The organism is Aeromonas sp. 159 (assembly GCF_963862045.1).
GTDB classification, from domain to species: Bacteria; Pseudomonadota; Gammaproteobacteria; order Enterobacterales; family Aeromonadaceae; genus Aeromonas; species Aeromonas veronii.
In genome coordinates this window covers 1-26,215 of record NZ_CAWLMI010000096.1, presented here as the reverse complement: position 1 = coordinate 26,215, position 26,215 = coordinate 1, and the positions used below count along the sequence as shown (strand labels likewise).

At 60.0% G+C, this 26,215-nt stretch carries 35 protein-coding genes; 10 read left to right on the top strand and 25 right to left on the bottom strand.

The window, feature by feature from the left end; translation table 11 throughout:
* The 24 genes from AACR14_RS15445 to aopN form a co-directional block, all read right to left on the bottom strand.
* Positions 1 to 472: YopR/YscH family type III secretion effector (locus AACR14_RS15445; protein ID WP_019446820.1), on the bottom strand; the 472-nt coding region annotated here is incomplete at its 3' end.
* Positions 469 to 822 (bottom strand): YscG family type III secretion system chaperone, encoded by a 354-nt coding sequence (locus AACR14_RS15440; RefSeq protein WP_019446819.1) that lies wholly within the window; start codon positions 820 to 822, stop codon positions 469 to 471. The genes AACR14_RS15440 and AACR14_RS15445, both read right to left, overlap by 4 nt.
* Positions 822 to 1,079, bottom strand: a complete 258-nt coding sequence (sctF, locus tag AACR14_RS15435) for a type III secretion system needle filament subunit SctF (RefSeq protein ID WP_019446818.1) — start codon at positions 1,077 to 1,079, stop codon at positions 822 to 824. The genes AACR14_RS15440 and sctF overlap by 1 nt, the downstream gene beginning before the upstream one ends.
* Positions 1,072 to 1,284 (bottom strand): EscE/YscE/SsaE family type III secretion system needle protein co-chaperone, encoded by a 213-nt coding sequence (locus tag AACR14_RS15430; protein ID WP_005334536.1) that lies wholly within the window; start codon positions 1,282 to 1,284, stop codon positions 1,072 to 1,074. The genes sctF and AACR14_RS15430 overlap by 8 nt, the downstream gene beginning before the upstream one ends.
* The gene (ascD, locus tag AACR14_RS15425) at positions 1,247 to 2,551 is read right to left on the bottom strand and encodes a SctD family type III secretion system inner membrane ring subunit AscD (RefSeq protein WP_019446817.1); all 1,305 of its coding nucleotides are present in this window, start codon (positions 2,549 to 2,551) and stop codon (positions 1,247 to 1,249) included. Before ascD ends, AACR14_RS15430 begins: the two co-directional genes overlap by 38 nt.
* Positions 2,548 to 4,401: a SctC family type III secretion system outer membrane ring subunit AscC gene (gene ascC, locus AACR14_RS15420; RefSeq protein WP_192811958.1), complete on the bottom strand. Its 1,854-nt coding sequence runs from the start codon at positions 4,399 to 4,401 to the stop codon at positions 2,548 to 2,550. The genes ascD and ascC overlap by 4 nt, the downstream gene beginning before the upstream one ends.
* On the bottom strand, positions 4,374 to 4,799 hold the full coding sequence (gene ascB, locus AACR14_RS15415) for a YscB family type III secretion system chaperone AscB (RefSeq protein ID WP_017411838.1): 426 nt from the start codon (positions 4,797 to 4,799) through the stop codon (positions 4,374 to 4,376). The genes ascC and ascB overlap by 28 nt, the downstream gene beginning before the upstream one ends.
* 15 nt (positions 4,800 to 4,814) lie before the next feature.
* The gene (gene exsD, locus AACR14_RS15410) at positions 4,815 to 5,630 is read right to left on the bottom strand and encodes a type III secretion system negative regulator ExsD (protein ID WP_005334544.1); all 816 of its coding nucleotides are present in this window, start codon (positions 5,628 to 5,630) and stop codon (positions 4,815 to 4,817) included.
* Positions 5,631 to 5,749: 119 nt separating this feature from the next.
* A complete protein-coding gene (locus tag AACR14_RS15405; protein ID WP_019446814.1) occupies positions 5,750 to 6,565 on the bottom strand; it encodes a helix-turn-helix transcriptional regulator in 816 nt (271 codons plus the stop codon).
* A 345-nt stretch (positions 6,566 to 6,910) separates the two neighbouring features.
* The gene (locus tag AACR14_RS15400) at positions 6,911 to 7,312 is read right to left on the bottom strand and encodes a YscW family type III secretion system pilotin (protein WP_019446813.1); all 402 of its coding nucleotides are present in this window, start codon (positions 7,310 to 7,312) and stop codon (positions 6,911 to 6,913) included.
* The gene (locus AACR14_RS15395; protein WP_005334547.1) at positions 7,309 to 7,542 is read right to left on the bottom strand and encodes a T3SS regulon translocated regulator ExsE family protein; all 234 of its coding nucleotides are present in this window, start codon (positions 7,540 to 7,542) and stop codon (positions 7,309 to 7,311) included. Before AACR14_RS15395 ends, AACR14_RS15400 begins: the two co-directional genes overlap by 4 nt.
* 2 nt (positions 7,543 to 7,544) lie before the next feature.
* On the bottom strand, positions 7,545 to 7,988 hold the full coding sequence (locus AACR14_RS15390; protein WP_019446812.1) for a type III secretion system chaperone: 444 nt from the start codon (positions 7,986 to 7,988) through the stop codon (positions 7,545 to 7,547).
* A 136-nt stretch (positions 7,989 to 8,124) separates the two neighbouring features.
* Complete coding sequence (gene aopD, locus AACR14_RS15385) at positions 8,125 to 9,021, bottom strand: type III secretion system translocon subunit AopD (protein ID WP_019446811.1); 897 nt, start codon at positions 9,019 to 9,021, stop codon at positions 8,125 to 8,127.
* Positions 9,022 to 9,033: 12 nt separating this feature from the next.
* The gene (gene aopB / locus AACR14_RS15380; protein ID WP_019446810.1) at positions 9,034 to 10,206 is read right to left on the bottom strand and encodes a type III secretion system translocon subunit AopB; all 1,173 of its coding nucleotides are present in this window, start codon (positions 10,204 to 10,206) and stop codon (positions 9,034 to 9,036) included.
* The gene (gene acrH / locus AACR14_RS15375) at positions 10,187 to 10,690 is read right to left on the bottom strand and encodes a SycD/LcrH family type III secretion system chaperone AcrH (RefSeq protein ID WP_019446809.1); all 504 of its coding nucleotides are present in this window, start codon (positions 10,688 to 10,690) and stop codon (positions 10,187 to 10,189) included. Before acrH ends, aopB begins: the two co-directional genes overlap by 20 nt.
* A 9-nt stretch (positions 10,691 to 10,699) precedes the next feature.
* The gene (locus tag AACR14_RS15370) at positions 10,700 to 11,785 is read right to left on the bottom strand and encodes a virulence-associated V antigen (RefSeq protein WP_019446808.1); all 1,086 of its coding nucleotides are present in this window, start codon (positions 11,783 to 11,785) and stop codon (positions 10,700 to 10,702) included.
* Positions 11,786 to 11,794: 9 nt separating this feature from the next.
* A complete protein-coding gene (acrG, locus tag AACR14_RS15365; RefSeq protein WP_005334559.1) occupies positions 11,795 to 12,079 on the bottom strand; it encodes an LcrG family type III secretion system chaperone AcrG in 285 nt (94 codons plus the stop codon).
* A gap of 39 nt (positions 12,080 to 12,118) precedes the next feature.
* On the bottom strand, positions 12,119 to 12,574 hold the full coding sequence (locus AACR14_RS15360) for an LcrR family type III secretion system chaperone (RefSeq protein ID WP_019446807.1): 456 nt from the start codon (positions 12,572 to 12,574) through the stop codon (positions 12,119 to 12,121).
* Positions 12,571 to 14,736 carry a SctV family type III secretion system export apparatus subunit AscV gene (gene ascV / locus AACR14_RS15355; RefSeq protein WP_272868880.1) on the bottom strand — a complete coding sequence of 722 codons (2,166 nt, stop codon included), beginning with the start codon at positions 14,734 to 14,736 and terminating at the stop codon, positions 12,571 to 12,573. Before ascV ends, AACR14_RS15360 begins: the two co-directional genes overlap by 4 nt.
* Positions 14,669 to 15,019 (bottom strand): type III secretion system chaperone AscY, encoded by a 351-nt coding sequence (gene ascY, locus AACR14_RS15350; protein WP_021229941.1) that lies wholly within the window; start codon positions 15,017 to 15,019, stop codon positions 14,669 to 14,671. Before ascY ends, ascV begins: the two co-directional genes overlap by 68 nt.
* Positions 15,016 to 15,381: a type III secretion system protein AscX gene (gene ascX / locus AACR14_RS15345; RefSeq protein WP_005334573.1), complete on the bottom strand. Its 366-nt coding sequence runs from the start codon at positions 15,379 to 15,381 to the stop codon at positions 15,016 to 15,018. Before ascX ends, ascY begins: the two co-directional genes overlap by 4 nt.
* Positions 15,378 to 15,749 (bottom strand): SycN family type III secretion system chaperone Acr2, encoded by a 372-nt coding sequence (gene acr2 / locus AACR14_RS15340; RefSeq protein ID WP_019446804.1) that lies wholly within the window; start codon positions 15,747 to 15,749, stop codon positions 15,378 to 15,380. The genes ascX and acr2 overlap by 4 nt, the downstream gene beginning before the upstream one ends.
* Positions 15,746 to 16,027, bottom strand: a complete 282-nt coding sequence (acr1, locus tag AACR14_RS15335; RefSeq protein WP_005334576.1) for a type III secretion system gatekeeper subunit Acr1 — start codon at positions 16,025 to 16,027, stop codon at positions 15,746 to 15,748. Before acr1 ends, acr2 begins: the two co-directional genes overlap by 4 nt.
* Complete coding sequence (aopN, locus tag AACR14_RS15330; protein ID WP_019446802.1) at positions 16,008 to 16,886, bottom strand: SctW family type III secretion system gatekeeper subunit AopN; 879 nt, start codon at positions 16,884 to 16,886, stop codon at positions 16,008 to 16,010. Before aopN ends, acr1 begins: the two co-directional genes overlap by 20 nt.
* A gap of 189 nt (positions 16,887 to 17,075) precedes the next feature.
* Here aopN and ascN point away from each other — a divergent pair, with 189 nt between their 5' ends.
* The 10 genes from ascN (at position 17,076) to AACR14_RS15280 (ending at position 25,142) form a co-directional block, all read left to right on the top strand.
* Positions 17,076 to 18,398 (top strand): SctN family type III secretion system ATPase AscN, encoded by a 1,323-nt coding sequence (gene ascN, locus AACR14_RS15325; protein WP_019446801.1) that lies wholly within the window; start codon positions 17,076 to 17,078, stop codon positions 18,396 to 18,398.
* Positions 18,395 to 18,856 (top strand): type III secretion system central stalk protein AscO, encoded by a 462-nt coding sequence (ascO, locus tag AACR14_RS15320; protein WP_019446800.1) that lies wholly within the window; start codon positions 18,395 to 18,397, stop codon positions 18,854 to 18,856. Before ascN ends, ascO begins: the two co-directional genes overlap by 4 nt.
* Before the next feature lie 60 nt (positions 18,857 to 18,916).
* Positions 18,917 to 19,951, top strand: a complete 1,035-nt coding sequence (locus AACR14_RS15315; RefSeq protein ID WP_409013769.1) for a type III secretion system needle length determinant — start codon at positions 18,917 to 18,919, stop codon at positions 19,949 to 19,951.
* Positions 19,948 to 20,874 (top strand): type III secretion system cytoplasmic ring protein SctQ, encoded by a 927-nt coding sequence (sctQ, locus tag AACR14_RS15310; RefSeq protein WP_019446798.1) that lies wholly within the window; start codon positions 19,948 to 19,950, stop codon positions 20,872 to 20,874. The genes AACR14_RS15315 and sctQ overlap by 4 nt, the downstream gene beginning before the upstream one ends.
* A complete protein-coding gene (gene ascR / locus AACR14_RS15305) occupies positions 20,871 to 21,524 on the top strand; it encodes a SctR family type III secretion system export apparatus subunit AscR (protein WP_005320745.1) in 654 nt (217 codons plus the stop codon). The genes sctQ and ascR overlap by 4 nt, the downstream gene beginning before the upstream one ends.
* Position 21,525: 1 nt before the next feature.
* On the top strand, positions 21,526 to 21,792 hold the full coding sequence (ascS, locus tag AACR14_RS15300) for a SctS family type III secretion system export apparatus subunit AscS (RefSeq protein WP_005334586.1): 267 nt from the start codon (positions 21,526 to 21,528) through the stop codon (positions 21,790 to 21,792).
* Complete coding sequence (ascT, locus tag AACR14_RS15295) at positions 21,789 to 22,577, top strand: SctT family type III secretion system export apparatus subunit AscT (protein WP_019446797.1); 789 nt, start codon at positions 21,789 to 21,791, stop codon at positions 22,575 to 22,577. The genes ascS and ascT overlap by 4 nt, the downstream gene beginning before the upstream one ends.
* Entirely contained in the window at positions 22,574 to 23,632 is a 1,059-nt protein-coding gene (gene ascU / locus AACR14_RS15290) for a SctU family type III secretion system export apparatus subunit AscU (protein WP_019446796.1), read from the top strand. The genes ascT and ascU overlap by 4 nt, the downstream gene beginning before the upstream one ends.
* A 137-nt stretch (positions 23,633 to 23,769) precedes the next feature.
* Entirely contained in the window at positions 23,770 to 24,720 is a 951-nt protein-coding gene (locus AACR14_RS15285) for a hypothetical protein (RefSeq protein ID WP_019446795.1), read from the top strand.
* On the top strand, positions 24,720 to 25,142 hold the full coding sequence (locus tag AACR14_RS15280; RefSeq protein ID WP_019446794.1) for a hypothetical protein: 423 nt from the start codon (positions 24,720 to 24,722) through the stop codon (positions 25,140 to 25,142). Before AACR14_RS15285 ends, AACR14_RS15280 begins: the two co-directional genes overlap by 1 nt.
* A gap of 92 nt (positions 25,143 to 25,234) precedes the next feature.
* Here AACR14_RS15280 and AACR14_RS15275 read toward each other — a convergent pair.
* Positions 25,235 to 26,215 (bottom strand): MalY/PatB family protein (locus AACR14_RS15275; RefSeq protein ID WP_019446793.1); only part of this gene is annotated, 981 nt, incomplete at its 5' end.

The following is a 26,215-nucleotide window of genomic DNA, read 5'->3' as shown; positions in this document are numbered from 1 at the left end:
GCCGGGCCAGTGCATCGAGAAATTGATGCCCCGCGGGCACGGCGCCCTGCCCGTCCCTGAGCTCGCTCAACAAGTTCAGCAACACCTTCTCCCGCCGCGACGCCAGGGGGTCAAACTCCCGCATGGTTGCTCGCAATTCCGGCAGATCGATGGCATCCACTACCGGCGACTGACACTCGCCAAAGCGCGCGATCAGCTTGTCGGTAACAGGGGCAAATAGCTGCTTGCCAATCTCCGGCGCCGGTTTGTCGCCCTGTTGGTAGATCTGCCATAGCAGTTCACGCTTGGCGGCTGGTGTTACACCGGCAAGCAACCCCTCAAGGGGGGCCCCCTGTTGCCAGCGTTCGAACAGATCCGGCTCGGGGGCTTTGGCCAGCAGTCGTTCAAACTGGCGTTGGGCCATGGATTCGGACGGGGGGGGCTGACGCAGCGGCTGCTCTCCCCCCAGCAGATCGCTGCCTTCAATTTTCATGATGTCATCTGCTCGCGAAGGCCTGCGGCAAACTGTTGCAAGGTTGGCTGACCGCTCTGTTCCAGTCGGAGCAATCGTGCAACCAGCGCCTCCTGCTGACCAAGCCGCCACTCGCACAGTGCCAGCCAGGGTTCGATATCCGGAGTGCAGTACTCGCCACCAAGCTGCAAAGCGGCCTGGTAATCCCCCCGGTTCATCAGGGAGGAGAGGCGAATGAGCGTTACACACTCGGTCATCTCCGGCGCACCAGCCAACCAGTCGGCAATAGTAGCCGCCTCCTGATGGCAATGGTGGCCGGTGCCAGCCAGCGCAAGTTCGGCCAGTTGTCGCTTGAGTTCAGGGTTCATCATCAAATCTTCTGCAAAATACCCTGCATCAGGTCTTTCATGGCCCGAGTCACGGTGGAGTTGATGTTGTAGATCACCGACCATTTGTTGATCTTGTGCTGCAGCTCGGCCAACAGCGCCGGGTTGTCAGGGTTTTTTTCCATCGCCGCAATGGCCTTGTTGACATCCTCGTTGGCGATATTGGCCTGCCCGGCAAGGTTATTTGCCACCTGATCGAGGGTGTTAGTAGTACCGTCCGCATACTTAAAGTAATCAGCCATGGTTGTGCTCCTTTATCTTGCCAATGATCGTGAGCCCCGCCTCGATGGCGTCGGCCTGTTGTTGCCACTCCCGATACTGTTGCGGGGTTCCCCCGCGCAGCAGTTGCCGTTTCACTTCTCCCTGCGCCTGAACAAGCTGCTCATGCAGCTCACGAGCAAAGGCGGGATCAGCGCCGGACAGTCGCGCTTCCAAACTGGTCATCATGCCGCTCGGCTCCTTTTAATTTGACGATGTATTGCTGCTTGCCCTTGCTCACCACCACCGCATCGGGGCGAATGGCCAGCACCCGCACCCCGCTGGAGGTTGCGCCCCCAACCGGATAGCGCTGGTTGTCTGCCAGTACCACATAAGGCACCCGGCCAAACGAGACGCTGCGCACGTCGAACTCCAGCTCATCCTGACGCGGCGTTCTGGTCTGATTGATCAGCTCCAGCGTCGGGTGTGTACCGAACTCCCGGCGAAACTGCTGGTTGACCTGCTGAAACTGGCCAAGTTGGCGCTCATCCAGCTGGCCGGAGAGTTCGAGTCGCCCACCCGCCTCACGCACCCGCAATGCACCATCCAGCCCCTGCTCCTGCAGCAAGGCATCGAGACGCTTGCGATAGGCCCCGGCAATCTGTACCTGATTTTCAACCCCCAGCAGGCCGGGCACCTCCTTCTTGAGCAGAGATTCAATGGTGCTCCATTTGCCATCCTGCCCCTGAATTTCGCCGCTGAGCTTGAGCCAGCCAGGCTCCTTGCCATTGCGGATCTGCAGCTGTTCATAACCCAGCTTCTGCAAGATAAAGCCGGCCCCCTGCCGCAGATCTTCCATGGTGCGCAGCTCCAGCCGGTAGTTGAAACCCTTGCTGTCGAGGTACTGCTGCAAGGCAAGACGCGCGCTGTTCTCATCGACATAACCCGAGAGTTGCCACAGCTCGGGATCACTGCTGTTCAGCACCACCTGACGGTAGTTTGGTGCGGCCAGAAAACGCTTCAATGCCTGCTCACTGCGGGCGGATTCGTTCTCGTCGGCGCCATGCCACCAGCCCGTGCCGAGCAGCAAGACCACGGCGACCACCAGACTCAGGCAGAGGGCCCCCATCCAGACATCGGCGCCCGCTGCCCGCCGCCGCGGCGCACGAGAAGGAGCAACCACCGCCGCCAGTGCCTCCAGCTGTTCGGGTAGCGAACGACTGTTGTCACAGAAGCTCCAGAGCAGCGGGCCTGCCTCCAGGCGCGTTCCCGCCCTGAGCGTCTCTCCCGCGGTCAGGGCGACACCGTCCTGAGTCGGGGTAATACCGTCCGCCCAGGCTTGCAGAGTGATCCCTTCCCCATTCACCAGCAGTACCAGATGCTCGGGGGCCATCCCCTCATCCACCAGCACCAGATCAGCCTTGAGGGGATCGGAACCGATGACCAGACGCCCCTCCGGCAGAGGAACTTCTACCCCACGGTTGAGCCCGCGATATACGCGGCACTTCCAGCTCATCGGGTCGCGCCCTCATTGCCCGCCTGCACACACCAGCTGGCGGCCGGTGTACATTTTTGATCCTTGTTCATTTCGACCAGACGCCACCCCAGCTCATTGCCCATCCGGCACTGAGTGAGGGACGAGCTCTTGCCTCCCTGACGCAGCAGTTGCTGCACGTCACGGGCTGCAGCCAGCGGCTGGCATTGCGCGCCCCCCAGCACCTTGCCAAGGGAGAGACTCTGATTGGAGATCTCATCAGCCCCGAGCACCCCGGCTCGCAGATCCTGACCATTGCCGAGAGCCAGATAGTGGGCAATACCGTCATCAATCAGACGAGGCTCGATGATAAAGAGCCGCACCGAACGACGGGTCTGGGTGTCCTTGCTACGGAACAGTGCCCCCAGATAAGGGATGTCACCAAGGAAGGGCACCTTGCTCAGGTTCTCGCTCATCTCGTCGCGGTAGATACCGCCTATCAGCAGGCTCTGGCCGTGGCCGACCCGGGCGATGGTATCGACTACGGTGCGACTGATGGTAGGAATGCCATCAGCCCCCGCACTGTTGGGTTTCTGGTTGCCATCCTCGATGTGGAGGCTCAGGCTGATCTCGGGTCTGTCACCCATCTGGATCACCCGGGGCGTCATCCGCAACATGGTGCCGTAAGTGATCCCCTGTAGCTCGGCCACCCGCTCACCGCTGATCTTCACGTAATAGGTTTCGCTGTGGTCGATCACCGCCTGGGTGTTCTCCTGGGTCAGCAAGGTCGGGCGGGAGACCACCTGGGCATTGCCTTCGTTTTCCAGCAAATTGACCCTCGCCAGCAGATAGTCGAGTCCTTTGGAGTCCACCAGACTGCCGAGCGCGGCCCCCCCTTCGATCCCTTTGCGATCGCCGGTGGTCTTGATAATCACTTGCTGGTTGGAACCGGTGCGGATCCCCACTCGCCAATCCACCCCCAGCTGGGAGAGATCCTCGGCATTGATGTCGATGATGGAGAGCGCCACCTCAATGCGGGCAGCCGGTTTGTCGAGCGCGGCGATCAGCTTGCCGTACATCGCCATCCGCTCCGGAGCATCGCGCACGATCACCGCATTGAGGGAAGGATCGGCCTGCACGATGGCCTGACCGGAGGTGGCCGCCGCTGCCTTGCTACCCTCGCCGTTGACCATCTGCACGCCAGCATCGCTCAGCAGCTTGGCCAGAATGGTCGCCACACCGGGCGCCGCCACATCGGTATCGCGGTACTGGATGGAGCGATCGGTCGCCGAGGCGTACTTGAGGGGGAAGATCTCGATGGCCAGCGGCCCGGTCTTCTCGCTGCGCAGCTGGGATTGTTGCTCCAATGCCAGCGCGGTCTGCTCGATCAGTTCAAGGTAACGGGGCGGGCCGGAGACATAGACCAGCCGGTTATCCGCATCGGGGCGCCAGCCAAAACGGGGCTCCCAGATCCCGGCTCGTTGCAGCGCCTGCTTGAGTTCTGCTGCGCCAGTCTGCTCCAGATTGATGAGACGGGACTGCACTTCGCTGTTCTTGAAGACGTAGAGCACATTGCCGTCGTAGTACCAGACCAGGTTGTAGAGGGAGGAGAGCTGCTGCAAAAAGGCGAGCGGCTCGTCATGTTCAAACTGACCGTTGACCTGATCGTTGACCTTGTCGCTGACCACCACGGAGACCTCGTAGTTGGCTCCGAAGTTGACCAGCACGTCGCGCAGACTCTCCCCTTCCGCCACATAGCTGTAAGGCATGGGCACCCAGTCCAGCTCCTGTGCCATGGCGGGACGCTGCCACGCCATCACGGCGAGGCAGATCCACAACAGGGGACGCAGCAGGGGTTGCACGCTCAAGGGTGCCATATCATCTGTCTCCATTGGGGGGCCAAGGCGGCCTCGGTCAATTGGGGTTCCAACCGCTCCAGCAGGGCGATGTGCTGGCTCAGGCGCTCCGCCAGCAGCGCCTCGTCGAGCCACTCCAGCGCGAGCCGCGCCTCCAGCTGCAAATTGCCAAGATCGTCCAGCACCAGGGCATGGGGGGCATGACGGCCCCAGGCCACCACCTGTTGCAACAGACGCTTTAGCAGCGCCGGATCATGGGCCTCAGCGTCATTCCTCTGGCTGCTTGCAAGCGGGGTACTCAGCAGCAATTCACCGTTTCTGGGGGTCAGAAAGAGGGGATAACCATCGATCCGCAGATGGTACTTTCCCTGTGCGTCGGCAATAAAAGGCCCTTGGCCAAGGTTTGCGGCCAATCGATTCAGTAGCGTTTGCATAGTTCCTCGGGCTATCTAGGGCGCAGGAGGCTGCCAGTAGAAGTGATCCTGACCCAGGGCAATGCCCCGGCCGGCCAGCCACTCATGCAGGGTTAGGGCTGCCTCATCCTGATGGGGCAGAGCCTGCAGGGCATGCCAGAATGTGCCGAGCTCGAGCGGTACCGGCATCAGGTGAACCGGGTCCCCCTCCTTGCTCGTTTGCGCATACCAGGCAGGCCAGGCCAGCTGGAGACGTGTCTCACAATCAGTCTGCAGCCGGGTTAGCTCCTGCTCGCGCTGGTTCAACTGCTCAAGCTGATCGGCGATCCGGCTCTCCAGATCCGCCGGTACATCGACCACGGTCTGCCAGAACACAGCCTGGGCATTGAGCTGGCGGCGCATCACCTGCAACTGCTCCAGTTCGTTAAGCCAGGCGCCGTAAAGTGGTTCAAGACGCTGAACCCACCAGCGGTGCAAGGGATAGAGCACCCAGTGCCACAGCAAGGGACGATCCGCCAGATTGATGCGGTCCCCCAGCTGCTGCATCCAGTCACAACGCTCGCTGCCTGCCAGCCGCAAGATCTGTTGCAGCTCCTCACGCGAGACCGCCAGCGCGGCATCGAGACGGCGCTGAAACCAGATGGAGCCCAACAGGCTCTCCAGTCGGGTTCTTGGCAACAGTCGTTGCAACAGGGCCATCTGCTGCGAGGTGATCACGCCGGCATCCTGATAACGGAGCACGGACAGCTGGCCGACCAGACGATCCCGACTCAGGGTATCTGGCTGGACAACGGTAACCCGACGACCTGCAAACAGGCCCTGGTTAGGTGAATGGTGATCTTGCTGACTCATGCTATGCCTTGCTCATCTTGCTGCGGGCAATAATGGAATGATGTTTCGATATGCTGGCTATTCTATCCATTGCCTCGCTCCGCGGCTTATAAAAAACGTCAGATTATTTTAGTCCGGCGTTAATCTGTGCCGTGTCGGGCTCGGCTTGGCGTACAGCCAAAACGACGACGATAACTCTGGGTAAAATAGGATTGGCTGGAGAAACCGGCCTCCATCGCAATATCGACGATGCTCATTTCACTATTGAGTAATAACTGATGAGCGAAGAGGATCCGCCTTTCACTGATCCAGGCGCGTGGAGAAACACCATATATCGAGCCAAACAGCTCCTTGAAAGTGGTCAATCCCATACCGAACTCTTTAGCGAATTCGCTGAGCTTCCACTCCATCAGATAGTGCTTTTCCATAAACTGTTGCAACCGCTCGACCTGGCGATTGCTCAGCTGGCGCAAAATAGACATCAGTTGAGGCCCCTGTTCGCCAAACGCGAGCAGAAACAGCAACTCTTCGGTGCGTAATTGGGCCAGTGCGGGGGGATGTTCATGTTCGGTCAACCCGCGCAGTCCCTGAATACATTGGGTCAGCAAGGGGGATGAGTGAAACGGCAACAGCGTGGGGGCCATCCCCTCCAGCCGAGGGACTTCACTCAACAGTGAACCGAAACGTTGCAAGAAGCCTTGCAAAAAGGAGTTTGACAGAGGTAGCCAAAGCAGGCGGCAGGGGCCGTCACCGGTACAGACCGCGTAGTTGCCACGGCGCACGAACAGAAGTTCGTTGGGGGATAATTCATAGGTATCGGTACAGTCCTGCCACTTCATCGATCCTTCCAGGAGAATATAAATTCCCTCTTGCGGATGTTCGATAACGTTAAAAGCAGACATGCACCACTGGAGCAGGGCCATATCGCCCTTCTCTGTGGTAGTAATGCCCTTCATGTTTTATTTTCCTGAATCTGCGTGTAGTACCAGTAACACCTCCGGAAGCGGGTCGCTCTCGGGTGCTTTATTATTGCTGTTATTTTTATTTATTATTTTGTAATCAAGTCATTCGCTGGTGAATACAAAAATTAATCACCATTGAAATGAGGGGGGGATCCTACAACAGTCACAAGCAGAAAAACCAGCCTAAAATTAGAGCTAACACACTATTTATCCAGTGCAACGACTCATACTTAATGGTGTGCTTACAGCAAAAGATACTTCGTTACAAAAAGAAACCTTCAATCTTAACTGACAAATTAATAAATGATTGATTTGAGGCTTTTTATTTAAACACAATCATTACTGACATTGTGGATAACAAGCTTTTGGCTGCAATTGAATAACCATTTTTTTGTCATTAAAAATCTTAAAAACTTTCTGCTGACTCATAGCCTGTACCGCGGTGCCATCCATAAATCGCAAGCGGGCACGCAGATAGATCTTCCCTTCCGCCAGTTGCAGAGGGGTCAAACGCAGATCAAACAGCAATGGCAGCATGGTCACCTCATAACGGGTGGCTGCCACTTGCAACGGACGCCCCCCGATCACGCTGAGCACAGCCACCTCCACTGTCGCCGGACGTGGCAAGGCTTGCGGGAAATGCACCTCGCCCTTGAGTTGCTGTTGCGATGGCTTCAGCTCCGGGGTGGTGACACAACCGGCCAGCATGGCCGACAACATCAGTGCCAGCAGACCTCTCATAACACCCGGATCCGCCGTTCACTCAGCGGTGTGTGCTCACCCTGTTGCAGTCGCTGCAGCGCCAGCTCCTGGACCTGATTGAGGGTAATGGAGCGTCGCAGCAGTGCCGACAGGGGAACCTGGCTCGCACTGGCTGACCGGGCACTCACGGTTCTGCCTGCAAATGCCCCCACCTTGCCCGCCTCTGCCCCATGCAGGGCCAGCGCGCCTTGTGATTCCTGAATCTTCATGGTTATACCCGCACTCCCATCACCTGATCACTGCTGCCTGCCTCCCGAGTACCGGGTTGCAGCAACTCCTGCCAGAACTCGGCATGCTCCAGCATGCTGGCGAGACTCTCTTCAAGGTACGCCAGGGTCAACCGGCTTGCCGCCATCTGGCGATAGAGTTGCACCGTCAGACTCTCTTCATCGAAACCGAAGTGAAGATTGAACTGATACCAGTGACGATTGAAGCTGGCCAACTGACGGAAAATCCCCCCGCCCACCTGATGCAGCTCGGCCACGTCGGCCTGCAACACCAGCTGATCACGCTCCGGCACCAGGATCAGGCTGAGTTGCAACTGCTCGTCAAAGCAGAGCGCCGCAACCCCCTCCTGATTCAGAGCCAGGGATGGCAAACCATATTTGGTGGCAAATTCAGCGAGCAGTCGATTGATGATGACAGTTACATCCATGATTTCCTCCAGCAGAGAGGAAGAGATGTTAGCCTGCCACCGCCATGCAGGCTGTCACTCAAGGGCGGCACTTTTAAGAAAAATGGCCGGAAAAAACAAAAAGGCGCCCCAGTGGGCGCCTTGATTGCCATGACGTTTATGCAACGCCAAATGCCGCTTTCCAGGCCTGATTCTGGCTCTGGGAATACTGCTGCATCAGTTGCAGCAGATCTTTCATAAAGTTGGCATTGAAGGACATATTGTCCTCGGCCTTCTGCTTCTCGCTCTGACTGATGGTCGCATCGACCTCGTCTTCTTTCGCATTGGCCTGGCTGTCACCCTGCGCCACCTGCACCGCAGAGTTGCTCATTTGCCCCACAGACTGGGTTACGGTGTTGAACACCTGACCCCGTTCGGAAGTGCGAGCAAATTTCTTGTCCAACAATCGGCTCGCATTACTGTCTGCAACTTGATCCTGTTTCCAGACTTTGCCCACATCAGCACGGTCAACCTGTTGGCCCTGCTTGCTCAAGCTATCAACCTTGGCGTCAATCAAGGCCTCGCGACCGGCAATCTTGCCATCAAGGGATTGTTGCTGCTTGATAGTCTTGGCGCCCTTGCCCAGGCTGATCCCACCCATAATGGCAGAGAACCCCGCCATCACGCCGGAGACCACCGCCATGGCGATCATCAGCTTGGCGCCGTGGCGCATCTCATCAACCTGTGCCTGCTGGTTGCTGATGACCAGCTTGTTCTCGATATCCCGAACCTGTAACCCCTCCTCACGGGCCTGACGGGCCAGTTTGAACAGCAAGGACATCATATCCATCGCACTGTCCAGCTGCGCAACCATCTGGGTCACCCCTTTAGTATCAAAGGGGATGGATGGGCGTGGCAGAGTAGGAACGCTCTTGTTCTCTGACCCTTGCGGGCGAGTCGAAACGGCAGCCTCATGGGCCGTGGCCGCACTGCGAACCTGCTGCGCCTCGCCAGCTTGCACCTCGGTCAGCGGGGCGGTACGGGTCACACCATTTGCATAATCACTGTTAATCATGGTCGGTACTCCTTAGATAGCGGCAGGTCTGCGGGCCAGGTTGTTCATCATGTCGCCCTTGGCATTGATCATCTGGAAGATCATCTCCATGGTCTGCTGGAACGCCTCGATCATCTGGGCTATCGCCTCCTTGAGCTTGTCGATGACCCCTTGCAGTTCGGTCATCTCGCTCTTGCTCAAGGCAAGATCAGCTTGGGCATCGAGCGACTCGGACTCTTTCGCTGACTGGACCGTTTTGGCCACGCCACTGCTCACATCAATGAGGATATCGGCACCCTGGGTGGCCAGTTTGGCCACTTTCGCCACCTTATCACTCACCTTCACCGCCTCAACGGTTGCTCTGGCACCAAATTTGGCGGCCATTTCACCCGCCTTGGCAACGATTTTGGCGGTAACATCCGCAACCTTGCCACCAATCTTGGCGCCCAGTTTGGCAATCGCACCGCCAATGGTCGCGCCGAAACTGACTGCGGCCGAAATCACTGCCAACGCAATCTCTATCCCCATCAGGGCTGGCCCCAGCTTCTCCATCACCTCCTTGGAGATAAGGCCATCAGCGGCAGCCTGCTGCACAGCCATGTTGACCACGCCAACAACGCCAGCTGCGATCATCAGGGCACCGGCGGCAGCGCCAATCCCGGTTGCCACCATGATGGCGCCGATCACAAGCGAGGCGATGGCACTGATCCAGCCGAAAATCTTGCCAAAAATACCGGCCTTCTTGGCCTCCTGGGCACTCTCTTCTGCCTCTTTGATCTTCGCCTGGTTCTCGCCGATCTTCTTCTCGTTCAGCGTGCGAGCTTGCCGGATATCATCAAGCTTCAGCTTGGTCTGGGTCTTCTCCAGATCGCTGGTGAGCTTGCCCAGCTCAATCTCGAACGCTTCGGGCGAGGTAAAGGCTGCGGCCACCAACCCGGTGGTGTGCGGCAGAATCAAGCGGGTGTTCTCTTTCACCGAAGCCACCAACTTGCCGATTTCACCAAGTTGCTGCGCACTGACCTGGCTATTGCTTACCGCCAGTGGTGGGTTCAGCGAGACCCCTGACTTGCGGGCCTGACCGGTGACTTGCACCGTGGCGGCATCGAGCCGTGTTTCACTGCGAGGTTGGGTTACGGGCGCCAGGCCCGCAACATCACCTGTGTTTCCCAGCGGGGAAACCTGTCTTTCATTGCTGATCGGGTTCATCTTGCAGATCCCTTCTGATTGCGATGGCTTCCAACATGACCTTGGCGCTTGCCGCCAGGTCTGCCTGCTGGGGATCTGTGTCCGCCAGCAGTCGGGCCGAGTGGAAGCCACTCTCGGCCCCGTTCAAATCACCTTGTTGCAGCCGGCACTCGGCAGCATGAAACGGGAAACGGGGATCTTTCAGGTCGAGCATGGCGCCAAAGCTGTAGCTTTGAACCGCCGTTTCAAACTCCCCCATCGCCTGACGGCAGGCCCCCAGCCCAAGGAAATAGCGCGGCTCATAGTGATCCAGCATGCAGAGGGCCTGGAAGATCTTGTGAGCATCCTCCCACTTGCCGGCCTGATACTGGCCAAAGGCCAGGGCATAGAGCTGCTCCAAGGTGTCCCCCGAGATATCCTGCAGCATGGCCAGGGTGCCACCGTCAGCCATAAAGGCCTCCAGCTCTGCTTCATATTCCGGGGTCAGGGTGATATCGGTCTGCATGATCTCTCCTCAAATTGCGCCAAGAATGTCGCGCATGATGCTGTCGTATTTCTGGATAAAGCGGTTGAGTGCCTCGATGGCGGCGTTGTAGCGCGAGCTGACATCGTTGAGGCGGGTGGTCTTTTCACTGACCTGATCGTTGAGCGGGCGAGAACGGTCGCTCACACTGGTGGAGAAGTTGCCAAGCTTATTGTTGTCCTTGTCATAGCTGTAGCTCGCTTCGATATTTTTCATCGCACCGCTCTTCTTCTGCTCACTTTCGAGGAACGTTTTAACTGTGATGACCTGCGTGGCTACGATCTTCTCAAAATTGGCTTTTTTACGCTCATAATCGGCCTTGGCCTCCCCCAGCGTTTTGGGGTCGAGGCTGGCAGACGTTACTTTTTCCAGTTCATTTTTAGCGTTGGTGAAATCTTGCTGTGCTTTTTGCACCGACCCATCGGTAAACATTTTTGACAACAGTTTGAACTCTGACCCATCCATAAATTCGGCCAGAGACTGATAGCCATAGAGCTTGTAATCCAGCAGATTGAAATTGGTGTTGAAGGTCTGGCTGGATGCCGCAGAGAGCACCTTGTTGATCTCGGACTGGATCACCCCGTAGATCTTCAGCTCACCGGTCATCTCTGCCAGCTCGTCCCGCAGCCCTTTACGCTGGTTGTCCTGAAACGCCATCACCCCGGTAAAGGTCGTGATGAGATCGTCATCGATGCGATCCATGGTCAGCGCACTGAGGGAGAGCAGCATAAATTCAGGGACGGTCCAGTGGGTGACTGGCGGGGTTTGTTTTGCTCCCCGCTCGATCATTCCCTTGATGGCGGCAATAGCCGCATCTTGCCCCCCTCGGAACTGGCCCATCGCCCAACCCCCGTTGATCGAGGCGGGATCCGTCAGATAGGCAGCCAGCAACTTCTCCAGCTGCTCCTTGCTCAGCGCAGTCGATGAGTCAGCACTGATGGTGATCTTGCCCTTGAGCAGCTCGACCAGTTCGCTCAACTTGGGGTTTTTATGGCCCGGCAATGCGTCCAGTGCTTGCCCATCAAGCCAGCCGACGAACGCACCAGGGTTGGTGTTGTAGTCAGGGATAGTGCTCATCACGACTCCTTAAATCATCAGTCCGCGCATCATGGTGGGACGGCGACTCTTGCGGCCCTCTCCCGGCTGTGCCGGCAGTAACGCCTGTCTGCGCTGGATCTCAGCCAGCAACTCCTGCTCGGCCACGGCCACTTGCTCGGTCGGCGCATCGAATAGCAGCTGACAGGTCTGATCCGAGAGAGCGAGGCCAGCCAGCATCTCTTGCAACAGAGCGTTGCGGTGATCGCTGTCGGCAATGGCCTGCTCTGCTTGCGAAATGGTCTCGCTATGGTCGGCAAAACGCGGTTGTTTCATCTTGGCTCCTATTCTATGAGGCCCCTTTGGACATGCCTGTCACGCAAGGCCGTGCTTTTGTCGTTTTCGCATATCTCGCACGGAACAGACTCGCTCGGCGGCCAGCATGAACCAGCCGGGCTCGGGTTCACTGGCTCCCGTCCAGCGCAGGTAGAAGCGCCCGAGCCGCTCACTACTCAGGCTACTGCCACGAAAGACATCGACGTTGCCGTAGAGGTAATGGCCCGGCCCGAGCACTTTCAGAGTGGCTTCGGCCAGCAGATAGAGGGCTGCAAAGGGATTGGCCAGTCCGGCCCGCTCCCCCTCTCGGCGCACCAACAGGATCCAGACCCGTAGGGTCGCAGGATCAAAGCGCCAGGCGAGATAAATTTGGCGATAGCAGAAAGCGTGGCCGAGCTGGATGGGGGTTGCCCCCAGATGGTGAGGTACCACCGCCACACCCCTGGCTTGCAGCCAGGGGATCAGGGGGTCAGAGGTTAACGGGTTCCCGCTCACAGGCAGACCCTCCCGAGGGGCTGGATATTGATCTGCTGGGTCAGCTCCTGATAGGAGAGCACCGGCAGGGCGTGATAATCCCCTTCAATGAGCTTGCGCACATAGCGGCGGATATCCATGGAGACAATCAGCACCGGCTTGTTCTGCATCTGGGCCAGATCACCGACGGTATGGCGCACCTGATCGAGGAAGCTCTGGGTAATGGTGGGATCGAGCGCCAGATAGCTGCCGGCACTAGTCTGGCGAATGCCGCCGCGGATCTGCTCCTCCACCTGCTGATCGAGCAGATAGGCAGGCAAGATGTTGTTGCCGTTGGCGTACTTGTAGCAGATGTAGCGCTTGAGGCTGCTACGGATGTACTCGGTGAGCTGCACCACATCCTTCTCTTTCTGGCCCCACTCCACCATCGCCTCGAGGATGGCGCGCATGTTGCGGATGGAGATATCCTCCCCCACCAGCCGCTGCAAAATTTCGGTCATTCGCTGCAGCGGGATGATGCGTTGCGCTTCCTTGACCAGCTCGCCATAGCTCCCCTCCATCTGCTCCAGCAGGTAGCGGGTCTCCTGAATGCCGATAAAGTCCTCGGCATATTCCCGCAGCACATGGGATAGATGCCAGGTCACCACCTGATCGGTGGTGAGGGTGGCCAGCCGTGACTTCTCCAGCCGCTCCTGATGTTCATTAGCGACCCACAAAGTCGGCTGTCCCGGCAGTAACGGCGCCCCCTCTTCGTAGGGGATCCCCAGCAGATCGAGCTGGGAGGCGCTCTCCTGCACCAGCTGATGGCCCGGTCGCAGCAGACCGCGGGCGACCGGTACTTCCTGCAGTTGGATCAGGTATTCGCCGGGCCCCATCCCCTCGTTGAAACGCAGGTGAATACCCGGGAAGGGCACCCCGAGATCGAGATAGAGGGCGCGGCGCACCCGCACCAGTTCGTCGTTGAGGGCAATCGCCTCCAGCTCGGCCTGCAAAGCGGCATCCACATCGATCAGGAGCGGCACCGTCATGGCAAACTCCTCCTTCTCCCCCAGCTTGCCCCGAGGCTTGCTGCCCGGTTTTGGCTTGCTGCGAGCGGCGGGGGCTCCCGCCCCCTGCGCCAGCACGGCAGGAAGATCCTGACTGTTGCTGCTCTGCGCCTTGCGCTGACGCAAGCCGATAAAATAACCGCCTGCCGTGACGATGGCCGCCAGCGCAAAGAAGGTGATCATCGGGAAGCCCGGGATCAACCCAAACAACACCAGCAACAGACCGCCGATCAGCAGCGCCTTGGGCTGGGCCACCACCTGGGCGCCAATATCGGTACCCAGATCGGAAGACTCTTCAGAAGAGACCCGGGTAACGATGATCCCCGCGGTGATGGCGATCAGCAGCGCCGGCACCTGGGAGACCATGCCATCACCCACCGTCAGGATGGAGTAGAGCTGCAGCGCATCGGCGGCGGATAACCCCTTCTGGGTTACCCCTATGGTGACGCCACCTAGGATGTTGACGAAGATGATGATGAGGCCCGCGATGGCGTCCCCCTTCACAAACTTCATGGCGCCATCCATGGAGCCGAACATCTGGCTCTCCTTCTCGATGACCCCGCGGCGATCCCGCGCCTCGTGCACGTCGATCACCCCGGCGCGCATGTCACCATCGATACTCATCTGCTTGCCGGGCATGGCATCGAGGGAGAAGCGGGCACTCACCTCGGCGACCCGCTCCGAACCCTTGGTGATCACCAGAAACTGGACGATGGTGATGATGAGAAAGATGACGATCCCCACCACCAGATTGCCCCCCACCACGAAGTTGCCGAAGGTGTAGACGATTTGTCCCGCATCGGCCTGCAGCAGGATCATCCGAGTGGTACTCACCGACAAGGCAAGCCGGAACAGGGTGGTGATCAGCAGCACCGCCGGAAAGGCGGAGAACTGCAGCGGCGAATTGATATAAACCGCCATCATCAGCAGTACCACCGAGATGGTCATGTTGATGGCAATCAGGATATCGAGGGCCACCGGCGGCAGCGGCAAGACCATCATAAAGACGATGGCCAGCAGCAGGATCGCCAGCATGATGTCCTTGCGCTCGCCTATCCGGCGCAGCAGCTCAAGGGAGCGTTGATTCATTCTGCTCTTCCAGTTCGAGGTATTGTTGATAGGCAAAACGGGCTTCATCCAGCCGCCCTGCCAACTGGCAGGCCCGGCTGCGACAGAGCCAGAGCGGGCCGTCGGCCTCCCCTTGCTGCATCAGCTGATCGACATGGGCCAGCGCCGCCTCCCCCTCCCCCTGTTTGATCAGGGCCACCAGCAGGGTCCGTCGCCCTCCCTGATGGTCGGGGTGGATCTGCAGCAGGGCGGCCAGCAGCACGCTCGCCTTGTCGGGGTGGCCATATTGCAGTTGCAGCCAGCCGGTGAGCAGCAGCGCATCCTGCTGCTGTGACGTAAGCACCATGGTCATACCTTGTGCAGCAGATGAAGGGTCATCTGCATCAGTTGTTCATCGGCGTGCATCTGTTCGAGCAGCGCAGCGGCCGCTCGCAACTCCGGGCTCTGCCCTTCTGCCAGCACACTGCGCAGACCCTGCATCGCCTGATTGAAATCAACCGGCCGCAGCAAGTCGTGAAAGCCGCGATCCGGGGTGGCGAAATCGAGCAGCGCCCGATCCGCCAGCCGCTCGGGGTAAAGGCGGCTGATATGGGGTTCGATGGACTGGCCATCGGGTAACAGGGCATAACGCCCCGGCAGGCTTCGCTCCTGATCGTCAAGAGAGATGGCGCTGAGCTGCTCGATACCGATATGCGCGGCAGTGATCCGGCTCATGACGCCAGCACCTCTCGCTGCAGCCGGGTCAGGGTGGTCACTGCCTGATGGAGCTGGGGCAGAGTCACGGCCCGCTCATCGAGAGTGACGAAGAGGATAAGCTGATCCTCCCCCAACCAGCCGCAGCGCACCGGCAGTGCCGGCCCTTGCGCCGCGGCAGTCAAGGTCATGGCGCGGCGGAGCGCATCGCCACTCTGATGCCAGGGCACGGCGCGGGCCAACCAGAGGGTCAGTTGCCCCTGATGGCGCTCCAACTGCAGAGTGCCGCTCTGCTCCAGTTCAAGCTGGATCAGCGAATGGGGGTTATCCCCTATGGTGATGCCCAGATCCTGGCAAAACTGCACCAGCAGGGGTTCAATCCAGTTCATGACGACTCTCCAGACAACTCATCCTCTTCCCGCTCGATGGCGTTATCGAGCGCCCCCTGACAGCACTGCAACAGGTTCTGGCGCTGCTCCTCCTCACTGAACAGCTCCACCGGCAGCAGGCGGATCAGCCGCTTGAGCTCTTGATAGAGCAGCACCTGCTGGCGACAATCTGACAGCTCAAGCGCCACACCGACCTGCTCCACATCCCGCACGCTGGCCCAGCGTTTCTCCACCAGGGCGATCAGATCGCCCATCAGATCAGAAGGCCCGTATGCCATGGGCCGAGCCCTCCTTCACCCGTTGCCACAGCTCGTCCACTTGCGCCGAGAGAGTGTTGAGCAGCCGCAGCTTGTGCATGTCGCTCATCACCCGCTCCAGCTTGACCGGGTCGAGCCAGCGCTGCTGGCTGTCGAGATCGGCGCTCAGGGCCTTCATCATGAAGCCGGTCACCTTCTCCAGCGCACCGTTGCCAAAGCGGCTGTGAATATCGCGCCAGGCGGCAGAAAGGGCACGGTAGTCCTGCACCGCATCGCGATAGAGATCCCGCAGATCCTGCTCGGCTCCCACGCCCGCTTTGGCCGCTTCGGCCGCGGGGCCGGTAATGCGCGCCCCCAGCACGATGGCACTGCCCTGCTCATCCGCCAGCTTGGCCAACGCCTGCTCCACCAGCGCCAGGGTGCCCCGCATCTCCGGTCGTCCGGCGAGGGCCTTGCGCGCCTGGCAGAGCGCCTCGAACTGCTCGCTCACTTCCCCCGAATAGCTCTCGAGGTAGGCCAGCAACTGGGAGAGATTGGCCAGCCGACCGCTGCCGAGGTGGCTCACCATCTCCTTGATCTTCTGCTGGCGCTCCAGCTCCGGCACCTTGTCGAGGTAGTCCCCCACCAGCGCCTCTATCTCGCTGATGCGGGCAAGGCTGTCACTCAGCTTGCGCTTGGCGAGCGAAAGCTCAGCGCGCTCGGAAAAGACAAAGGTGAGCTCTTCAGCGGCATCGGCCAGCGACTGGGTGGCACTGGCCAGCACGACCCGCTCCCCCTGAAACTGTCCTCCCTGCAGGGGAGCCTGACGGGATGCGGCCTCTGCTCCGCGCAGCTCGGGCTGGGCGGCAGGGGCATAGGGGTTGCTCTGGATAATGGCCATGGAAACTCCCGTGACGAATGGATTGACGAGGATGGCATTATAAAAATCGCCTTCGCCTCCCTATGCCAAAATCGGCCGTGAATTTTTAGCCCGCCCCCAACGGTTTTCTAAAAAGTCCCGACTCGCGCTGAAATCCCCGTAGCCCCCCATCCCCTATAGTGGCCACCAGTTTCAATGGCGCAGATTGTTATGACCCTCTCCCTCGACCACATCCCTAACCAGCTTCGTCACGCCATCGACGAGTGCCGCCTGATCCAGATCCGTGGCCGGGTCACCCAGGTGACCGGCACCCTGCTCAAGGCAGTCGTCCCCGGGGTGCGGATCGGCGAGCTCTGTCATCTGCGCAACCCGGACAACACACTCTCGCTGCAGGCGGAGGTGATCGGCTTTGCCCAGCATCAGGCGCTGCTCACCCCCCTTGGCGAGATGTTCGGCATCTCCTCCAACACCGAGGTAAGCCCGACCGGAGCCATGCATCAGGTCGGGGTCGGCGAGCATCTGCTCGGTCAGGTGCTCGATGGCCTCGGTAACCCCTTTGGCGGTGGCCATCTGCCGGAGCCCGATGCCTGGTACCCGGTCTATCGGGATGCGCCGGCTCCCATGAGCCGCAAGCGCATCGCCGAGCCCATTTCGCTCGGTATTCGCGCCATCGACGGCCTGCTCACCTGCGGTGAGGGGCAACGGATGGGGATCTTCGCCGCCGCAGGTGGCGGCAAGAGTACCCTGCTGGCGTCGCTTATTCGTAGCGCCGAGGTAGATGTCACCGTGCTGGCGCTGATCGGTGAACGGGGCCGTGAGGTGCGCGAATTTATCGAAGCGGATCTGGGGGAAGAGGGGCTCAAGAAGGCGGTACTGGTGGTGGCTACCTCGGATCGCCCCGCCATGGAGCGGGCCAAGGCAGGCTTTGTCGCCACCTCCATCGCCGAGTATTTCCGCGATCAGGGCAAGCGGGTACTGCTGCTGATGGACTCCGTCACCCGCTTTGCCCGTGCCCAGCGGGAGATTGGTCTGGCCGCTGGCGAACCGCCAACCCGACGGGGCTATCCGCCGTCGGTGTTTGCCGCCCTGCCCCGCCTGATGGAGCGGGCCGGTCAGTCAGACAAGGGCTCCATCACTGCCCTCTATACCGTGCTGGTAGAGGGGGATGACATGACAGAGCCGGTAGCCGACGAGACCCGCTCCATCCTCGATGGCCACATCATCCTGTCGCGCAAACTGGCGGCGGCCAACCACTACCCGGCCATCGACGTGCTGCGCTCCGCCAGCCGGGTGATGAACCAGATCATCGAGCCCGAGCATCAGGCTCAGGCCGGTCGACTGCGCAGCTGGCTGGCGAAATATGAAGAGGTGGAGCTGTTGCTGCAGATCGGCGAATACCAGAAAGGGCAGGACAAGGTGGCCGATGAGGCGATCGCCCGCATCGAGACTATTCGCCAGTGGCTAAGGCAAGGCACTCATGAACCCAGCTCACTGCCGGAAGCCCTCTCGACTCTGGAGGTACTGACCCGATGATTGGCCGCCTGCAACGAATAAAAGACCTGCGGCTGGATCGGGCCGAGCAGCAGCTCGCCGCCCAGCAGGCTCGGGTGCAACTCGCCCGCGTTCGCCAACGCGAAGCGGAGCAGGAGAGTCTCGACTATCGCCAGTGGCGCCTTGCCGAAGAGGAGCGGCTATTTGCCATCTGTCAGGCGGAGCAACTCGATCGCAAGGGGCTCAAGGCGTGGCAACAGCAAGTGGCGCTGCTGCGGGAGAAAGAGGCCCAGCTTGAACAAACTGCTGCCGAACAGGCCGAGCGGGTCGCCGAAGAGCGCATCCGTTTGCAGGAGCGCCAGCAGGCGGTACACCGAGCCCGCCAGCAGCAACAGAAATTTGCCGAACTACACCGTCAGGAGCAGGCCTCACAGCAAGCCCTGCGTGACTACAACGAAGAGCAGGAACAGGAAGAGTTCCGCCAGCAGAGCAGGATGTAACGAGTCATGAACCGAATCCTCCCGATACAGGGCACAGTGACAGCCCGGGGTGATACCCAGATGGCTGAAGCCAATCGATCGCAACAACAGCGTTTCGAGCAGGCGATGAGGCTTGAGCAGGAACAAAAGACAGCTCACCAACACCGGGAAAATAACCTGCACCAAAGCAGGGTTCCGTTGCATCAACAGCTATTGCAGGCGCAGCAACAGAAAAAAGAGATAGCCGATAAGGCCCAACAGCAGGAGCTTGCCGCCGCTCACGCAAGGTCAAAAAAACGGCAGTCAGAGCCGCTCGTCAAAGAGGAGCAACTCGGCATTTCCCTCTCTGAAGTGGCCGCCCGTGACCAGAAGGAAACAGAGCGCCAAGCAGATCAACACTCGCAGGATAAAGAGCTGGAAAGCAGCGCATACCAGTCCCCAGAAACATGGTCACTGCCAGGACAAAAGAGCTCGCTGTCCACATCGTCATCGGCACAGGAAGAGCCCCAGACATATTCCGATAGGGGAGCGGATAACACGTTGATAGCAGGTGACACCTCTGGATTGGACAGGGCGCTAGTGATCGAAAAAGCCGCCCAGCAACTGAACGAAGCATCCTTAGTCGATGCCCGTGAGCTCGCAGAGCAGCTCGCCGCTGACACTGACATCAATGCGCTCACTCTGAGCGACGAGATACCCGAAGCCAGCGGTCAACCGCTCTCCCCACAGGTGAAAACCCCCGGGGATCTGCAACTCGCCCGGCTGGCTCCAGCCGAAAACAATCGGGAACTGGGTCAACTGCTGGAGCGGCTGGCAGTGGATATCTATCAGGAACTGGGCCGCCCGGAGCGCCCGCCACTGCTGCGCCTGACGTTGCCACAGCTGGGCGATCTCTCCATTCGCATCGCTCACCACCATGGCGAGTTGCAGATCGAGATCCTCGCCACGGCGCAAGGTGAGCTGCTGCTCAATCAGGGGCGCAGCGATCTGGTCGACCGCCTGCAACGGCTCTATCCCGGCGAGCGGGTCGCCCTCGATCTCTTCGGCCAGCCCGACAGTGAGCAGGGCTCGCGCCATAAACGATCCATCTACGAAGAGTGGGATGCCGACGCATGACACCGATTGCCCTCACCTCCGCCTCGCTGGCGGAGTTGACTTTACAGCAGACCCTGAGCCAATACCGCCAGCACTTTAACTGGAGTGGCGGCGAGCTTCTCCTCGCCATCGGTTTGCCGCCTGCGACACTCGATACCCGGCTGCAACTGCAGTGGCAGGGGCTCTCTTTGCCGCTGTTGTGCCACGGCGCAGAGCTGGCGCACTGGCTCGCGCCGGATCTACAACAGGCGGCGCTGTTCAGCCTGCCCGAGCCGCTGCAACTGGCACTGATCGAACGGCTGGGACAACCCCTCGGTGGACTCAGCTGCTCGGCGCTGACCCGACCGGAAAGTAATGTTCAGACCGATGAGCCCGCCCTGCAACTGCTGTTGCAACGGGAGGGGACCAGTCTCGCTCTCTGGCTGCCGCAGCCCGAGCCCTTGCTGAGCAAGTTGCCACCACGACCACAGCAGCAGCGGCTGCCGTTGCCCCTCACCCTCTCCCTGCAGTGGGGCGAGATTGGGCTGACCATGGATGAGCTCGCCACTCTCGCCATCGGCGATGTGCTGCTGCCGCCGCCCCATCCGCAGCTCGGCCAGCAACTGCTGATCTGTGTGGAGGGTCGCCCCTTTGCCTACTGCCAACCCCATCAACAACATCTGGAATTGACTGCCATGCACAACGCTAAACCCGCTGACCCCTTCGGCCCGACCGAGCTGGAGCAACTGCCGATCCAGGTGAGCTTTGAAGTGGGCCGCCAGACGCTGGACTGGCACACTCTCACCAGCCTGCAACCGGGCGCCCTGATCGATCTTGGCACCCCCCTCGATGGCGAAGTGCGCATCATCAGCAACGGCCATTCGCTGGGAGTGGGCCGACTGGTGGAGATCCAGGGTCGCCTGGGGGTAAGGGTCGAACGCCTCGACAACGAGTCACAGTCATGATCCAGTTGCCAGACGAGCTAAACCTTATCGTCGGGCTGGCACTGCTGGCCCTGCTCCCCTTTATCGCCGTGATGGCCACCTCCTTCGTCAAGCTGGCGGTGGTCTTCTCGCTGCTGCGCAACGCCCTCGGGGTGCAGCAGATCCCCCCCAACATGGCGATGTACGGGCTGGCGATCATTCTCAGCATTTATGTGATGGCGCCGGTCGGCTTTGCCACCCAGGATTACCTGCGCCAGAACGAGGTGTCGCTGGCCAAATCCGAATCTGTGGAAAAGTTCCTCGATGAGGGGATTGCCCCCTACCGCGACTTTTTGAAAAAGCAGATCAAACCGCGGGAGCACGCCTTCTTTATCGACAGCACCAAGCAGCTCTGGCCCAGCAAGTATGCCGACCGGCTGGAGCCCGACAGCCTGCTGATCCTGCTGCCCGCCTTTACCGTGAGCGAGCTGAGCCGCGCCTTCGAGATAGGCTTTCTGATCTACCTGCCCTTTATCGCCATCGATCTCATCATCTCCAACATCTTGCTGGCGATGGGGATGATGATGGTCTCCCCCATGACCATCTCGCTGCCCTTCAAGCTACTGCTGTTTGTGCTGCTCGATGGCTGGGCCCGCCTGACCCACGGGCTGGTCATCAGTTACGGAGGCTAGCATGAGTCACGCCGATATCCTTCACTTCACCAGCCAGGCGCTCTGGCTGGTGCTGATCCTCTCGATGCCACCTGTGCTGGTGGCGGCGCTGGTGGGCACCCTTGTCTCTTTGCTGCAGGCGTTGACCCAGATCCAGGAGCAGACCCTGGGCTTTGTCGCCAAGCTGATCGCCGTGGTGATCACCCTGTTTGCCACCACCGCCTGGCTGGGGAACGAGCTCTACAGCTTTGCCGATATGGTGCTGTTCAAGGTACCGCAGATCCAATGACGCTTGAGAGCCTGCAGGCCCAGATGCTGGCCTATACCCTGCTGCTGCCGCGTTTTATCAGCTGCTTCGTGATGCTGCCGGTGCTGAGCAAACAGATGCTGGGAGGGGCGATGATCCGCAACGGAGTGGTCTGCTCGCTGGCACTCTACGCCTACCCCACAGTCGCCGACACCTTGCCGGATCAGATCGACGGCATGGCGCTGGCCATGCTGATCGCCAAAGAGGTGCTGCTCGGCCTGCTGATCGGCTTTGTCGCCGCCATCCCCTTCTGGGCCATCGAGGCGAGCGGTTTTCTGATCGACAACCAGCGCGGTGCCGCCATGGGTTCCCTATTCAACCCGAGTCTCGGCAGCCAGACCAGTCCCACCGGCCTGCTGCTGACCCAGACCCTGATTACCCTCTTTTTTGCCAGCGGCGCCTTTCTCGCCCTGCTGGCCGCCCTGTTCCAGAGCTACATCAGCTGGCCGGTGGCGCACTTTTTCCCCACCATTGACGAGCAGTGGGTCAACTTTTTCTACAGCCAGTTCAGCCATATGTTGCTGCTCTGCGCTTTGCTGGCGGCGCCGCTCTTGATCGCCATGTTTCTGGCCGAATTCGGGCTGGCGCTGATCAGCCGCTTCGCCCCTTCACTTAACGTCTTCGTGCTGGCGATGCCGATAAAAAGCGCCGTCGCCAGCCTGTTGCTGGTCATCTACATCAAGCTGATGATGGACCACGCCTATCAACAGGTGCTGGCGGTGATGGATCCGCTGCAACTGCTGATCCCCATTCTGGAGGCGCGATGAGCGGCGAGAAGACCGAACAACCCACCCCAAAAAAGTTGCGGGATGCCCGCCAGAAGGGGCAGGTGGTCAAGAGCAAGGAGGTGGTCTCCACCGCCATCATCCTCAGTCTGGTAGGCATGCTGATGGCGATGTCCGACTACTACCTCGAACATCTGGGCAAGCTGATGATGATCCCGGAGTCCCACATCCACCTCCCCTTTACCCAGGCGCTCAACCATGTGGTGGAGAACCTGATGCAGGAGATGGCCTATCTCTGCATTCCGCTCCTCGCGGTCGCGGTGCTGGTGGTACTCGCCTCCCATTTCGCCCAGTACGGTTTTCTGCTGAGCGGCGAGTCCATCAAGCCCGATATCAAAAAGATCAATCCGGTGGAGGGGGCCAAAAAGATCTTCTCCATCAAGAGCCTGATGGAGTTCGTCAAATCCCTGCTCAAGGTGAGTCTCCTGAGCCTCTTGGTGTGGGTCACCATAAAGGGCAATCTGCAGGCGATGCTCCAGTTACCCGGCTGCGGCATGAGCTGCATCACTCCGGTGCTGGGGGGCATGCTGGGCCAGCTGATGGCGGTCTGCGCCATGGGCTTTGTGGTGATAGCCATCGCTGACTACGCCTTCGAACACTACCAGCACATCAAGCAGCTCAAGATGAGCAAGGACGAGGTGAAGCGGGAGTACAAGGAGATGGAGGGGAGCCCGGAGATCAAGAGCAAGCGCCGCCAGTTCCATCAGGAGTTGCAGTCGAGCAACATGCGCGCCGACGTCAAGCGCTCCTCGGTCATCGTCGCCAACCCGACCCATATCGCCATCGGTATCCGCTACGAGCGGGGAGAAACCCCGCTGCCGGTGGTGACCCTCAAATTCACCGATGCCCAGGCGCTACAGGTGCGCAAGATTGCCGAAGAGGAGGGGATCCCGGTGCTGCAACGCATTCCACTGGCCCGTGCCCTCTATCGGGATGCCCAACTCAACAACTACATTCCCGCCGACCAGATCGAGGCGACTGCCGAGGTTCTGCGCTGGCTGGAGCAGTGGCGCCAGAGCGAAGGGCCACAGTGGTAGGGCAGCAAGCTGCCCACATCGCCGAACAAACTGCGCAACACGCGGAAAACTGACAAATCCCCGACCGCTCCCTGATATAGCGCGCCGTCACGGCTCGGTATCATCCCCTTATCGTCAACCCTGTCGGGAATCACATCATGGCCTTACCTGCAATCGGTGGACACATTCACCTCAACCGCCCAGCATCACCCCAACAGACAGAGGCCAGCCCGCTGCTGGCCAAGGGTAACAAGCTGTTCGAGCAATCCGTCAAGCGCGGCATCGGCCACTTCCAGAGCAGCGATCTCAAGCAGGTCATCAGCGCCCTGCGCCAGTTGCAAAGCGCCCCCGATAGCGGCAAAGCGCAGCGGGTGCAGGATGCAATCCAGCACTGGGAGCAGCACCACCCCAAAGAGGTGGCCGCACGCGGCGCTCGTCTGACCGAACTGAAACAGGCGCTGGCCGAACAGGGGGCCATCACCAGAGCCGCCCCGCGACATGAACCGAAAGTGATGGCGGGTGGCACCCAGGCCCTGCTGCAAAAGAGCATGCCCGGACTGGAAAAACTGGGCAGCTACGCCTGTACCGACGCCCAGACCTTTGTCCAGCCCAACAACCCGAGCTATCAGAAGATCATCGGCAAACTCAACGCCTTCGGGCAGGATCCCCAGCGCCTGGCAGCCAACCAGCGCGCCAACAACAGCGCCAATATGGCCGCCATCCAGATCACCAGAAACAAGCAGCCACTCTCGTTGCGCACCATGGAAAACATCGCCAAAGCGGTGGATGACGCCAAGGCCGGTTGCTGCTCGACCCTGGCCTATTCAGCGGCGGCCGAACTGCTGCGCCACAACAGTGACCAGCGGATCGAAGTGCTGGCCCATCGTGGCGCACAGGGTCACGCCCAGACCCACTGCTTTGTGGTGATTGGTCGCGTCGAGGGGAGTGAACTCACCAAGCCGGAAAGCTGGGGGCCACACGCCAAAGTGGTCGACCCCTGGGCCGCCACCATAGGGGCGCCACTGGTCGGTACCCCTGCCCGCCCCCCTATCGCCAACCTGTGGCCGCCCACAGAGTCGGTCTTTGATAACACCCATCGGGAGGATTAATGATGTTCCATGCCATGCTATCAACCCTCGTTCGCCAGCTATCCCTGCCGCAGGAGTGCCTGCACGAAGAGGGGCTGGATCTGCAGGCGGGCCCCTTCAGCCTCCATATTCGCGAGCGGGATCAACTGGTGACCCTGTTTATCCCGCTGGGGGATATCCAGACCCCCTCCCTCGCCGCCATGGCCGACTGGCCTGTGCTGCAACTCAGTAGGGACAGCGAGCAGAGCTGCCTGCTCTGGTGTCGCGAGTGGCTGGACAAGCTGGATGTGGAACTTCTGATTGAGCTTGTCAGCCGCATGCTGCATCAGGCTGAAGCCCTGACCCAAGGCACAGCGCTAGCAGCTACCGAGCTCAGTGAGCCCGCGCTCGAACCAGCCATGTCACGCCCGAACAACGCTATCCCGACGACCATTCGTGCCTGATATCGGCGTCTGCTCATAAGGGAAAATAGCGCAACCAACACGGGGCCATCACTGATGGCCCCGTTATGTTTCTCATGTTGAGTGGATTTGCTCTACACCACCTCCCCCAGCGCGCCGATCAGGGCGTCGAGTCCTTGATCGACCTTCGAGCGCGGGCAGCCGACGTTGAGGCGGATATAGCCTGTGCCTTCCGGGCCGTAGGTGTCGCCGCGCATGATGGCGACCCGATATTTCTCCACCAGCAAGGCTTGCAGCGCATCCATCCGTTTGGTGGAGTCGATGCCAAGACCGCGCAGGTCAATCCAGGCGAGATAGGTTCCCTCTGGCACCCGATAGTCGATGGCGGGGAAAGCCGCGTTGAGCCGCGCCGCCACATGGGCGAGGTTGCCGTGCAAATAGCTTTTCAGCGCATCGAGCCAGGCAGCCCCGTCCCGATAGGCGCTGATATGGGCCAGCACCCCGAGAATGGGGGGCGATGAGAGGCCATGGGCTGCCTTGAGCCGCTGCAGATAGGCGGTCCGCGCCGCTGCGTTGGCAATAAAGGCGTAGGCGCCGCCAAGGGCGGGAATATTGAAGGATTTGGAGCCCGAGCTTACCAGCGCCCAGTGATCGTCCGGCGCTACTTCGCTCCACGGCAGGTAGCGGGCAAAACTCACATCCATATGGATGTCGTCCGAGATGACCTTGACCCCGTGGCGCTGGCAGATGGCGGCCATCCGGCCGAGTTCATCGCGCGTCCAGACCCGGCCGGTGGGGTTGTGGGGGCTGCAGAGCAGCATAATCCGGCAATCGGGGCGAGCGGCTTGCTGCTCGAAACATTGCCAGTCGATCTGGTAACTCCCCTCCTCTTTTTTAAGCGGGCATGGCAGCAGCACCCTGTCGTTGGCAGCCAGCATATTGCCGAAGGCGTCGTAGGCGGGGGTATGCACCAGCACACCTTCACCCGGCGCCGACCAGAGGCTCACCAGCTGGGCAATCACATAGATGACCGAGGGGCCGTAGACCAGCGTCTCGGGGTCGAGGCTCGCCCCGTAGCGGTGGGCAAACCAGTTGCTCACCGCCCCCTTGAAGTC